Origin of the sequence: Bordetella tumulicola (genome assembly GCF_965138755.1) — a bacterium.
Lineage (GTDB): Bacteria > Pseudomonadota > Gammaproteobacteria > Burkholderiales > Burkholderiaceae_B > Bordetella_A > Bordetella_A tumulicola.
In genome coordinates, this window is the sequence record NZ_CBCSFP010000006.1 from 1 (window position 1) to 12625 (window position 12625).

Here is a 12625-nt window from a genome sequence, read left to right on the forward strand (position 1 = left end):
ACGGGCAGCCNCGCGCAGCGNGGCCGAGGCCCCTGGTTGGGCCGAGCCGTGGCGATCTGGCCAGCGGGGGCTATGAACGGGAAGCACGGGCGTCAACAGAACTACCCCGCCGCCACAGCACAACAGCACCACACGTCACCCACCGCGACTATCATGACGTCTTTGCACCGAATCTCACAGTCATCATGAGCCTCGACGACAACATGGCGGCCCGCATCGCGCAACTTCGCGAACGCATGGATGCCGCCTGCACCCGGGCCGGCCGGCCCGCCGGCAGCGTCACGTTATTGCCCGTCAGCAAAACCTTCGGGCCCGACGCCATACGCGAAGCCACTGCCTTGGGTTTCACCCGCTTCGGCGAAAACAAAACACAGGAAATCCGTCAAAAAACCGGCGACCTGGCAGAACTGAATCTCCAGTGGGTCATGATCGGCCATCTACAGACCAACAAAGCCAAAGACGCTGCACGCGATGTCGCCGAAGTCCAGTCACTTGACCGCCTCGAACTCGCGCACGCCCTACAACGCCGCCTGGAAACCGAGGGCCGGGAAATCGACGTCCTCGTGCAAATCAAAACCTCGCCAGAGCCCAGCAAATATGGCTTGCCGCCCGAAAGCGCAGCCGACTTTCTGCGCACACTCGCCCGCGACTGCCCCGCCCTGCACATCCAGGGCTTGATGACCATGGCGGTGCAATCCGACGACACCCAAGCCGTGCGTGCGTGCTTTCGTGCCCTGCGCGAACTACACGATCACCTAAAAACCCTGGCCATCGATGGCGTACGGCTCGACAGATTATCCATGGGGATGAGTGGCGACTTCGAAATCGCCATCGAAGAAGGCGCTACCGAAGTCCGCATCGGCAGCGCCATTTTTGGTGCGAGGCAGTACCCGCAATAACGCGTCACCCTGCCTGTCCGGCGGGCCTGCCGCCCGACGAATACCGGACGACGTTAGTGCTTCATGTGCGACTCATGGCTCGCCCCGGAGTGATGCCCGATAGGCTTGACCTCGAACTTCACCGCCACCTCGCCAGCCTTCTCGAATTTCAGCGTCGCGGGCACCTCGGCCCCCTCGGCAAAGGGTTGCTTCAGTTTCATGAACATGACGTGATAGCCGCCCGGCTTCAACGCGACATCGCCCCCCGCCGGCACTGGCACCCCCTCGGGCAGGTGCCGCATCCGTGCCACGCCATTGTCGGTTTGCACCGTATGCAACTCAATGCGCTCGGCGGCATCAGAGGTTACCGACAGTAGACGATCCGGCGCCGTGGCATCGTTATCGATCTCCATATAGCCCGCGCCATTAGACTGTCCCGGCGCAGACGCCCGCACCCAAAGGTCGTCGACCTCAATCTGCCCGACCTTGTAATCGTGCGCCCACACTGCGGGGGCCGCGCACAGGCTCAGAGCGGCAACCAGTGCCCATTGACGAAATTGCATAGGAACGTCTCCGTAAAGCTGCCAGTCCCAACGAAAGCACTGACGGGTTAACGCCGCCGAATCAAACCACCATCGGCAGCCGCGGCCAAGACCGACTGAGTCAAAGCCTCCATGGCCTGAGAGTTTACCCGCCAGTGCTGCCAATACAACGGGACATCCTCCGTCGCGCGTGCACGCAGCGGAATCAAATGCCCGGCATCCAACGCATGCTGAATCAACGGCAGCGGATTCATCGTCCACCCCAGCCCGTCCCGCGTCGCCTGCACAAACGCCCGTGACGACGGCAGCCACCACACAGGCGGCTGCCAGGGGACGTCCCCCATGACCTTGCGTGCAAATCGGTGCTGCATGGCATCTTTACGGTTAAACACCAGCACTGGCGCCGCCGCCAGTGTCCGCGCACTGACCCCCGCCGCAAAATACCGTGCATGAAACTCGGGCGTACACGTCGCCACATAACGCATACTGCCCAGGGCATGAATACGGCACCCTTGAACCGGATCCGCCAATGCGGTCACGGCGCCCAACACCGAGCCGTTGCGCAACAAGGCCGCCGTATGGTCCTGGTCCTCGGATCGCAGATCCAGCGTGGCCCGGCTGCGCGCGGCAAAATGCCGGGCCGCATTCATAAACCAGGTTTCCAGGCTATCGTGATTGACCGCCACGGTCAGGCTGATCTGCGGCAGCGTGTCACCCTCTAGGCCCAAACGATCTAACGCGTCATGCTCCAGCAGCGCCGTTTGATCCGCCAACTGCACCAATACTTGCCCGTCGGCGGTGGCCATCGCAGGCACCGTGCGCTGCACAAGCAGGCGGCCCATCCGGGCCTCCAGCAGCTTGACGCGTTGTGACACGGCCGACGGCGTCACATTCAACGCTGCGGCCGCACGCTCGAAACTGCCCTCGCGCACCACGGCGGCCAAGGCACGCAGATTGCCGTGATCAATTTTCATGACTCTTTACATTAGAAAAACTTAATTCACTTAAAGAAAATTAGCTTTATTTCATATTACACCCAAGCCAAAATACGCTCTCTGGCCGAAGCGCGTCGCTGCGGCGCTATTTTGTGGATCCCCGAGATGTTCACGTTCGCCTCCTCCTCTGCTGCCCTGACTGCCTGGGCCAGTGGCACAGCCACCGGGCTAGGGCTGTTCGCCGTCGTCGGCGCACAAAGCGCATTTATTCTGCGGCAGGGGTTGGTACGTGCCCACTTATTCAGCATTCTGGCGATCTGCGCCCTGCTGGATGGCATTTTTATTTTCTCCAGCGTGTGGGGCCTGCAAGCAGTGGTGAGCTGGTTTCCGTGGCTAACGCATGTCATTCTGTGGTTCGGCGTGGTCTTCCTGGCCTGGTACGCCTTGCAATCGGCGCGGCGCGCCATTCGGACACAAGGCGGCCTGCACGCCGCTCAGCACGCCGTCCCCTCGCGCACCGGCGCCCTGCTGGCCGCGGCGGGCTTTACGCTATTGAATCCGCATTTCTGGCTGGACATCATGGTGCTCGGCTCGCTGGCACACAGTTTTGACGACGAGCGTCTGGCCTTTGCCGCGGGTGCGGTGACCGCCAGCGTGCTGTGGCTCCTCGTGTTGGGCGCAGGGTCGCGCCTGTTTGCGCCGTACTTTCTGAATCCCAGGGCTTGGCGCATCCTGGATGGCGCGATTGCGCTGATCATGGCCACACTGGCCATACGGTTGGCACTCGATGGCTTGGCCTGAGCGCCACGCCCCTCATCCCGTCATACGCCCAGCGGCATTGCCTCATCCATCGGAATCTATGCCGCACCGATGCCGCTCACGGCGTCCGCGCCATAGCGCTTGAGCCCATCCAGGTCCAGGACCCGCACCGCCCCGTACTCCACTCGCAGCAACCCGGCTTCCTCCAGTTTGCCCAGTGCCTGATTGGCGCGCTGGCGCGAGACACGGGCCAAATAACCGACCTCTTCTTGCGTGATGGTCAACCGCATCCCCATTCCGGGATACAACAAGGGATTGAACAACTCCGCGAGGCAACGCGCCACCCGTGCGTCGGGATCCAATAAACGGTCGTACTCCGCCTTGCCGATGAACTGAGCCACCCGTTCGTTCAATTGATGCAGTAAATAACGATTGAACGGAATACTCGTATCCAGCAGCCATTCAAACGTCGCGGCCGGCATGCGCGCGATGACCGAGTCGCGTAACGCCACCACATCGTATTTGCGAATTTCACGCTTAAGCAGCGACCCCTCGCCAATCCAGCCGCCGGCCGGCACACCAGTCAACGACGCAACCTTACCGTCAGCATTGCCGACCGACACCTTCACCAGACCCGCCAACACGCCGATCCAAACCTGTGCAAATTCCCCTTTGCGCTCTACTATCGAACCAGCCTGCACAGACTGCACCGCGATATCCCGTTCGACTCGCGATCGTTGCTCGTCGGTCAAAACACGAAACCAGGCGGCGGCAAGCTGGAGGGAATCGGCTAATTGCATCGGGAATACCCTAAATATTCTTGGAATGTCGTGATCGTGACAGTTGGCAACTCACCAAGCTTATACCTTACTGTTGCCGTACATCGAAAATGAACTGGTCAAGAGTCGCCCCGGAGTTCAAGCCGCCAGCTTGATCTCCGGACCAGCGGCTCCCAAACCGGAGGAGACAACGTGGTGCATTCACAGCCCGCAGCCGACGGCAAAACGTCGACCGCACCCAGCACCTTTCCTGGCCTGCTCCTGCAGCATGCCAACGTACGCGGGTCGCGGCCCGCCATACGCGAGAAAGACCTGGGCATCTGGCAAACCCTGACCTGGAGCGACGTCGCTCGCGAGGTCCGTCTGGCCGCGCATGGCTTGGCGACGTTGGGGATCCGGCCAGGAATGCACGTTGCGGTCATCGGCGAAAACCGGCCGCGTCTCTATATTGCCATGATGGCAGCCCAGGCACTGGGCGCCATTCCCGTGCCGCTCTATCAAGACGCTGTCGCCCAGGAAATGGTCTATGTCTTGCAAGATGCCAGCGTCACCGTCGCAGTCGTCGAGGACCAAGAGCAGGTCGACAAGATGCTGGACGTGCGCGTGCAATGTCCGGATCTCGCACACGTGGTCTATGACGATCCACGCGGTCTGCGGCATTACGCCGATCCCATGCTGCGCTCGTTCGACCAACTGGAAATGATCGGCCAGGAGCACGCCGACCAGAACCCCGATTTTTTCGAGGCCTCCGTCGCCGCGGTGCAGCCCGATGATGCGGCCGCCATGTTTTATACGTCCGGCACGACGGGCAAACCCAAAGGCGTCGTGTTAACGCATCATGCCCTGATTGACCGTGCGCGCGCCGTCGCCGAACTGGAAAAGCTGACCGACCAGGAGGACGTGCTGGCCTACCTGCCGCCCGCCTGGATCGGCCAAAACATGTTCTCGTATACGCAGTTGCTGGTCAGCGGCTTTACGGTGAATCACCCCGAGTCTCCCGAAACCGTGTCGATCGACATGCGCGATATCGGCCCGACGTATTACTTCGCGCCGCCACGCGTGCTGGAGGCGCTGCTCACGCACGTCATGATCCGCATGGAAGACGCGGGCCGCATCAAACGCAGCCTGTTCCAGACCTGCATGAAACTGGCCCGTCGCGTGGGTGTACGCATTCTGGATGGCGAGTCAGTCGGCCTCTGGGATCGCCTGTGCTATGCAGTGGGCAACGCGCTCATCTACGCACCGCTACGCAATGCGCTGGGGATGAGCCGCGTACGCGTCGCCTACACCGCGGGCGAAGCGATCGGCCCGGATCTGTTTGTGTTCTATCGCTCCATCGGCATCAACTTAAAACAGCTATATGGTTCGACCGAAACCTCGGTTTTCGTGTGCGTACAACCCGATGGCCAAGTCCGTGACGATACCGTCGGACCGCCCGTCAGCGGCGTCGAAATTCGCGTTGCCGAGAACGGTGAAATTCTGATCAAGAGTCCGGGTTTGTTCAAAGAGTACTACCGCAACCCTGATGCAACGGCCGAGGCGCGTGATGCCGATGGTTGGTATCGAACCGGTGATGCAGGCTATCTGGATACCGATGGTCAATTGAAAATCATCGACCGCGCCAAAGATGTCGGCAAGCTCGCCGATGGCAGCCTGTTCGCGCCAAAGTACCTGGAAAACAAGCTCAAGTTCTTTCCCCACATCAAAGAGGCCGTGGCCTTTGGCGCGGATCGGGATCACGTTTGCGCCTTTGTGAATATCGACCTCGAGGCCGTGGGCAACTGGGCCGAACGACGTGGCCTGCCTTACGCGGGCTATACCGATCTGGCAGGCAGGGACGAGGTCTATCAACTGGTGGCGGAGTGTATCGAGCAAACGAATGCCGATCTCGCCAGCGACCCCAAGCTGGCCGCCTCGCAGATCGGCCGTTTTCTGATTCTGCATAAAGAACTCGACCCCGACGACGACGAACTGACCCGTACGCGCAAAGTTCGACGTGCTTTTATTTCACAGAAATACGGGGTCTTGGTCGAAGCGCTGTTCGCCGGGAAAGACTCGCAATACATCGAGACGGAAGTGAAGTTCGAAGATGGCCGCAGCGGCAAGATCGCGGCGGATTTAAAAATTCGCACCGTCAAAACCTTTCCCCCCATCGCTGCCCGGGCCGCGTAGATTATGAGCCACACAAATCGCGACCAGCGCATTGGCAAGGTCATGCTCGACCTGCAGAACATTTCCCTGTCTTTTGGAGGGGTAAAGGCGCTCACCGATATTTCCTTCAATGTCCGTGAGCACGAAGTGCGCGCCATCATCGGGCCCAACGGCGCGGGAAAGAGCTCGATGCTGAATGTCATCAACGGCGTGTACACCCCGCAACAGGGCGGCATCGAATTCGAGGGCACGCGCTACACGCGGATGAACCCGCGCCGAGCGGCCGAAATGGGCATCGCGCGCACTTTTCAGAATCTGGCCCTGTTCAAGGGTATGAGCGTGCTGGACAACATCATGACCGGCCGAAACCTGCGCATGACAACGGGCCTGCTCGCCCAGGCATTTCGTTGGGGTCCCGCCGAGCGCGAGGAAATTCGTCACCGCGAGTTTGTCGAGAACATCATCGATTTTCTCGAGATTCAGGCCTATCGCAAAACGCCAGTGGGCCGTCTGCCTTATGGCTTGCAAAAGCGCGTCGACCTGGGCCGAGCCCTGGCCATGGAGCCGCGCCTACTGTTGCTGGATGAGCCGATGGCAGGGATGAATATCGAAGAAAAGCAGGACATGAGCCGCTTTATTCTGGACGTCAATGACGAATTCGGCACCACTATCGTGCTGATCGAGCATGACATGGGCGTTGTGATGGACATCTCGGACCGGGTCGTGGTCCTGGATTACGGAAAAAAAATCGGCGACGGCAAGCCCGATGAGGTGCGTGCCAACGAAGCCGTCATCCAGGCCTACCTGGGCGTATCGCACTAGAACCAAGGCGAAAGAGACATGGGATTTTTTCTAGAAACCTTGTTCGGCGGACTGATGAGCGGCATGATGTATGCGCTGATCGGCCTGGGCTTTGTTCTGATTTTCAAGGCGTCGGGCGTCTTTAACTTCGCACAGGGTGCGATGGTGCTGGTCGCCGCCCTGTCGATGGCGCGCTTCTCGGAATGGATACCGGCATGGCTGGGATTTGAAAACCTGTTGCTTGCCAATGTCCTGGCCTTCATCATCAGCGCCATTTTGATGTTCGTGCTGGCCATCGTCATCGAACGCTACGTTCTGCGCCACCTGGTCAACCAAGAAGCCACGACGTTATTAATGGCCACGCTGGGCATCAGCTATTTCCTGGATGGACTGGGCCAGATTGCTTTTGGGAGCTCCGTCTACAGCATCGATGTCGGCATGCCGAAAGACCCTGCTTTTATCCTCGACTCGGTATTCGAGGGTGGCATCCTGATCAACCTGGAAGATCTGACGGCCGCCGTCGTGGCCGCCCTGCTGGTCGCAACACTGGCCATTTTTTTCCAGTACACCAGCACCGGCCGAGCGCTGCGCGCCGTCGCGGATGACCATCAGGCCGCGCAATCCATCGGTATTCCCCTGAATCGCATCTGGATCATCGTCTGGAGCGTCGCCGGCCTGGTCGCCCTCGTCGCCGGCATTATCTGGGGATCCAAGTTCGGCGTGCAGTTCACCTTGTCGACCGCGGCATTGCGCGCCCTGCCGGTCGTGATTCTGGGCGGACTGACCTCAGTGCCTGGCGCCATTCTGGGGGGCCTCATCATCGGCGTCGGCGAAAAACTGTCCGAAGTCTATTTGGGCTCACTTGTGGGCGGTGGTATCGAAATCTGGTTCGCCTACGTGTTGGCGCTCGTGTTCCTGCTGTTCCGCCCACAAGGGCTGTTCGGCGAAAAAATCATCGATCGGGTCTAAGGGAAACACTATGTTCTATCGCGAAAACGGCCAATTCAAGACCGGCTATCGCGCCGACCAGCAGATCTTCCCGATCCGCCAGGACCGCATCTTTGTCGTGCTGCTGCTGGCGGTCGCGTTCGTCGCCGTGCCATTACTGGCCAGCGACTATATGCTGCGCGCCATTCTGATTCCCTTTCTGATTTTGTCACTGGCCGCGGTTGGCCTGAACATCCTGGTGGGGTATTGCGGCCAGATCTCGCTCGGCACAGGCGCCTTTATGGCCGTCGGTGCCTATGCGGCCTGGAACTTCGGTGTCCGCTTTCCCGGCATGCCGCTGGTCATACAGATTTTGCTAGGGGGTTGCTTTGCCACGCTGGTGGGCGTGTTGTTTGGCATCCCCAGTTTACGGATACGCGGCCTGTATCTGGCCGTCGCCACACTCGCCGCGCAGTTCTTTGTCGACTGGGCGTTCTTGCGCATTCCGTTTTTCACGAATTATTCGTCGTCAGGCAGCGTATCGGTGCCACCACTGAGCGTATTCGGCATGCCGATACAGACGTCAGTACAACGCTATGTGCTCGTGTTGTGCTTCGTGGTGGTCTTTGCCCTGCTGGCTAAAAACCTGGTGCGTGGCGCCATCGGCCGCCAATGGATGGCCATCCGCGACATGGACGTGGCTGCCGCCGTGATCGGCATACGCCCCATGTACGCCAAGCTCACAGCCTTTGCCGTCAGCTCCTTCATCGTGGGTGTCGCTGGCGCATTGTGGGGCTACATCCATCTGGGTTCGTGGGAGCCCCTGGCGTTCGATCTGGCGCGCTCGTTCCAGCTGTTATTCATGGTGATCATTGGCGGGCTCGGCTCCATCGTAGGCAGCTTCTTTGGCGCTGCCTTTATCGTGCTGGTCCCCGTGGCCCTGACCAACGTGCCGCATATCCTCGGACTCTCGTTGTCGGTAGATACCGCGGCACACATCGAGCACATGGTGTTCGGCGCGCTGATTGTGTTCTTCCTCATTGCGGAGCCCCACGGGCTGGCGCGCCTGTGGGGCATTGCGAAAGAGAAACTGCGAATTTGGCCTTTCCCGCACTGACGGTGCATCTGTTCCCGGTTGCCGTGCCATGCACTGCACGACAACCTCTTTGACTACCCGGCCTCAGACCGGGCCAATCCTGGTGTGAACCACACCAAGCAGGAGGTAAATGGAGATGAAGCGTCTTAACCTGAAGTGGGCAGCGGCCTGCCTGGCCGCCGCTGGCGCCCTATCAGCCGCCGCGCCAGCGCTGGCGGCCGAAGAGCAATTCGTTCCGCTCTTGGTGTATCGCACCGGCTCGTTTGCGCCGCTGGGCATACCCTGGGCCGACGGCAAGCTGGACTACCTGAAACTCGTCAACGCGCGCGATGGCGGCGTCAATGGCGTCAAAATCACCTACGAGGAATGCGAAACCGCCTACGCGACCGATCGCGGCGTGGAATGCTACGAGCGCCTGAAAGCCAAGGGCGGCGGCGCATCGGGCTTTGACACCCAATCGACAGGTATTACCTTCGCCGTGACCGACAAGGCCGTCGTGGACAAAGTGCCCGTCGAAACCATGGGCTACGGGCTATCCCAGTCAGTCGACGGCAAGGTGTTCGAATGGAACTTCCCGTTGCTCGGCACATACTGGACAGCGGCCGACGTCATGATCCAGGACATCGCCAAAAAAGAAGGCGGCCTGGACAAACTCAAGGGCAAGAAGATCGCGCTGGTCTACCACGACTCGCCCTATGGCAAAGAACCAATCGCTTTGCTGCAAAAGCGTGCCGCCAAGGAAGGATTCGAGCTTTTGCTCTACCCCGTTACGGCACCGGGCGTCGAACAGAAATCGACATGGCTGCAAATTCGTCAGTCGCGCCCCAATTACGTGCTGCTCTGGAGCGCCGGGATCATGACGCCGACCGCGATTCGTGAAGCCCAGGGTACGGGTTTTCCGCGCGACAAAATGTACGCCATCTGGTGGGCAGGCTCGGAGGGCGACGTCAAGGACCTGGGCAACGTGGCCAAGGGCTACAACGCCATCACGATCCACAACAGCGCAGCCCGCGGCAAGGTCTACGACGACCTGAAGACGTACGTGTACGACAAAGGACAAGGTTCCGACTCGTCCGGCAGCAACACGCTGGGCACCATCGCACATACCCGAGGCATGATGATTTCGATGCTCCAGGTCGAAGCCATCCGTGCTGCGCAAGAAAAGTTCGGCAAGGGCAAGCACATGACGCCGGAACAAGTGCGCTGGGGTTTTGAAAACCTGAATCTCACTCAGGAACGCCTGAACGAACTCGGCTTTGGCGACATCATGCGCCCTGTGAAGACCTCGTGCGAAAACCACATGGGTGACGATTGGGCGCGCATCGTGCAATGGGATGGCAAGGCGTTCAAGGTGGTCTCCGACTGGTATCAATCCGACAAGTCGGTAACCAGGCCGTTGGTGGAAGAGGCCGCGGCCAAATACGCCAAAGAGAAGAACATCACGCCTCGCAAGTGCGAAGGCTGATGTAAACCAGCCGCTCGCGCCGGGTGCGCGGGCGGCTACCTCGCAGGAACCCTCATGACTGCTCCACACGCCGCCCACACCGCCCCGGCTTCGCCCACCGCGACAGACGCCCCCCAGTTACTGCTGGACGTCAACGGTATCGAAGTCATTTACAACCACGTCATCCTGGTGCTCAAGGGCGTGTCGCTGCAAGTGCCCGAGGGCCGCATCGTCGCGCTGCTGGGCGCCAACGGCGCAGGCAAAACAACCACCCTGCGCGCCGTGTCCAACCTGCTCAAAGGCGAGCGCGGCGACGTGACCAAGGGCACGATTCAGTATCGGGGCCAGCGTATTGAGAGGCTATCACCGTCCGAACTCGTGCGGCGGGGCGTCGTACAGGTCATGGAAGGCCGGCATTGCTTTGCTCACCTGACGATCGAAGAAAACCTGCTGACGGGCGCTTATACCCGTGATCTGAACCGCGGCGACATGGCGGCGGCACTGGATCGGGTATATCAGTATTTTCCACGCCTGAAGCAGCGCCGCGCCAGTCAGGCGGGCTATACCTCGGGCGGCGAACAGCAAATGACGGCGATCGGCCGTGCATTGATGGCCGACCCCAACATGATCCTGCTCGACGAACCCTCCATGGGCCTGGCTCCGCAGATCGTCGAAGAAATCTTCGAAATCGTGCGGGACCTGAATCAACGAGAACGCGTGAGTTTTCTGTTGGCCGAGCAAAACACCAATATTGCACTGCGCTACGCCGATTATGGGTACATCCTGGAAAACGGGCGCGTCATGATGGACGGAGACGCGGCCGAACTCGCCAGCAACGAAGACGTCAAGGAGTTCTACCTGGGTATTGCCAGCGGCGAACGCAAGAGCTTCCGGGACAACAAATTCTACCGGCGCCGAAAGCGCTGGCTGGCTTGATCCCGCCTAGTCTGTTTTTTCATCCGGCTTTATGGCTGACGCCGTATTGCTGTTATTTACGCCTCCCGGCCTTTCATAGAGTGCGACCACATGCCCGCGTTTTTTGATGCACTGGAAACTCGCGTACCGGAACAGCGCGAACACGATTTGATGACGGCATTGCCCGGCGTGCTTGAACGCGCGATGTCGGGCGCGCCCGCCATCGCCGAACAACTGCACGGTATCGACCCGCGCGATGTGACCTCGCGACAGGCCCTGGCGGCTGTGCCCGTGTTACGCAAACATGAACTACTGGAAAAACAGCAGCACAGCCGCGGCAGCACGGCGACGGCCAGCGCTACCAAGACTTTCGGTGGCTTTTCAACGATAGGATGGGGGAAGGCGCTGCGCGTCTTTGCCTCGCCCGGTCCCATCTACGAGCCCGAAAGCAGTCGTGCCGACTACTGGCGTTTTGCACGCGCGCTCTATGCGGCGGGCTTTCGGCCCGGCGAGCTCGCCCACAACAGTTTTTCCTATCACTTCACGCCGGCGGGCTCGATGATGGAGACTGCCGCCCATGCGGTGGGTTGCACGGTATTTCCCGGCGGTACGGGCCAGACCGAGCAGCAAGTTCGCGCCATCGCGGACTTGGCGCCCAGCGGTTATCTAGGTACACCCAGTTTTCTGAAAATCATCCTGGAAAAGGCCGATGAGCTGGGGGTGACCCTACCCTCGCTACAACGCGCGCTCGTGTCGGGAGAGGCCTTTCCGCCCTCGCTGCGTAATTGGCTCGCCGCTCGTGGCATTGACGGTTACCAAGCCTACGGGAGCGCCGATCTCGGCATGATCGCCTTTGAGACACCGGCGCGCGAAGGTTTGGTTGTGGGCGAAGAGATCATCCTCGAAATCGTCCGGCCGGGCACCGGCACACCCGTGCCGATCGGCGAGGTCGGCGAAGTCGTCGTCACCACACTGAATCCGGACTACCCGTTAGTGCGTTTTGGCACCGGCGACCTTTCCGCCGTGCTGCCCGGTGCGTCGCCTTGCGGACGCACCAATCTGCGCATCAAGGGCTGGATGGGACGTGCCGATCAGACCACCAAGGTTCGGGGCATGTTCGTCCATCCCTCCCAGGTCGCCGAAGTCCTGGCTCGCCATCCGGAAATCACCCGGGCGCGATTGATCGTCAGCGGACAAATGGGCAGTGACCGCATGGTGCTGCACGTCGAAGCCGCGGAACACTCGGATGTCCTGGCCGAGCGCATCGCCTCATCGACACGCGATATCACCAAACTGCGTACCGATGTGCAGTGGGTCGATACGGGTAGCCTGCCAAATGATGGCAAGGTCATTGACGACGTACGCTCGTATGAATGACTGGACTCTCGTGCCGATACG

Annotated in this window: 12 protein-coding genes; 9 read left to right on the forward strand and 3 right to left on the reverse strand. The window is 60.3% G+C overall.

What is annotated here, in order from left to right; all coding sequences use genetic code 11:
- Window positions 1-185: 185 nt before the first annotated feature.
- Complete coding sequence (locus tag ACNAZS_RS15705) at window positions 186-899, forward strand: YggS family pyridoxal phosphate-dependent enzyme (RefSeq protein WP_415791444.1); 714 nt, start codon at window positions 186-188, stop codon at window positions 897-899.
- A 53-nt stretch (window positions 900-952) separates the two neighbouring features.
- Here the strand turns inward: ACNAZS_RS15705 and ACNAZS_RS15710 are convergent, their stop codons facing one another.
- Window positions 953-1441, reverse strand: a complete 489-nt coding sequence (locus tag ACNAZS_RS15710; RefSeq protein WP_415790937.1) for a copper chaperone PCu(A)C — start codon at window positions 1439-1441, stop codon at window positions 953-955.
- 47 nt (window positions 1442-1488) lie between these two features.
- A complete protein-coding gene (locus ACNAZS_RS15715; RefSeq protein WP_415790939.1) occupies window positions 1489-2394 on the reverse strand; it encodes a LysR family transcriptional regulator ArgP in 906 nt (301 codons plus the stop codon).
- Window positions 2395-2520: 126 nt separating this feature from the next.
- Between ACNAZS_RS15715 and ACNAZS_RS15720 the strand changes: the two genes are divergently transcribed.
- The gene (locus ACNAZS_RS15720) at window positions 2521-3156 is read left to right on the forward strand and encodes a LysE/ArgO family amino acid transporter (protein WP_415790941.1); all 636 of its coding nucleotides are present in this window, start codon (window positions 2521-2523) and stop codon (window positions 3154-3156) included.
- A gap of 56 nt (window positions 3157-3212) precedes the next feature.
- Here ACNAZS_RS15720 and ACNAZS_RS15725 read toward each other — a convergent pair whose 3' ends face one another.
- The gene (locus ACNAZS_RS15725; protein WP_415790943.1) at window positions 3213-3914 is read right to left on the reverse strand and encodes a Crp/Fnr family transcriptional regulator; all 702 of its coding nucleotides are present in this window, start codon (window positions 3912-3914) and stop codon (window positions 3213-3215) included.
- A 171-nt stretch (window positions 3915-4085) separates the two neighbouring features.
- On the opposite strand from ACNAZS_RS15725, the gene ACNAZS_RS15730 reads away from it, so the two are divergent.
- The 7 genes from ACNAZS_RS15730 (at window position 4086) to ACNAZS_RS15760 (ending at window position 12604) form a co-directional block, all read left to right on the forward strand.
- Window positions 4086-6065 (forward strand): AMP-dependent synthetase/ligase, encoded by a 1980-nt coding sequence (locus tag ACNAZS_RS15730; RefSeq protein WP_415790945.1) that lies wholly within the window; start codon window positions 4086-4088, stop codon window positions 6063-6065.
- Window positions 6066-6068: 3 nt separating this feature from the next.
- Entirely contained in the window at window positions 6069-6866 is a 798-nt protein-coding gene (locus tag ACNAZS_RS15735; RefSeq protein ID WP_415790947.1) for an ABC transporter ATP-binding protein, read from the forward strand.
- Window positions 6867-6884: 18 nt separating this feature from the next.
- The gene (locus ACNAZS_RS15740) at window positions 6885-7814 is read left to right on the forward strand and encodes a branched-chain amino acid ABC transporter permease (protein WP_415790949.1); all 930 of its coding nucleotides are present in this window, start codon (window positions 6885-6887) and stop codon (window positions 7812-7814) included.
- A 10-nt stretch (window positions 7815-7824) separates the two neighbouring features.
- Window positions 7825-8889 carry a branched-chain amino acid ABC transporter permease gene (locus ACNAZS_RS15745; protein WP_415790951.1) on the forward strand — a complete coding sequence of 355 codons (1065 nt, stop codon included), beginning with the start codon at window positions 7825-7827 and terminating at the stop codon, window positions 8887-8889.
- Between the two features lie 109 nt (window positions 8890-8998).
- Window positions 8999-10333, forward strand: a complete 1335-nt coding sequence (locus ACNAZS_RS15750; RefSeq protein ID WP_415790953.1) for an ABC transporter substrate-binding protein — start codon at window positions 8999-9001, stop codon at window positions 10331-10333.
- 54 nt (window positions 10334-10387) lie between these two features.
- On the forward strand, window positions 10388-11248 hold the full coding sequence (locus tag ACNAZS_RS15755; protein ID WP_415790955.1) for an ABC transporter ATP-binding protein: 861 nt from the start codon (window positions 10388-10390) through the stop codon (window positions 11246-11248).
- Between the two features lie 90 nt (window positions 11249-11338).
- Window positions 11339-12604, forward strand: a complete 1266-nt coding sequence (locus tag ACNAZS_RS15760) for a phenylacetate--CoA ligase family protein (RefSeq protein WP_415790957.1) — start codon at window positions 11339-11341, stop codon at window positions 12602-12604.
- Window positions 12605-12625: the final 21 nt, after the last annotated feature.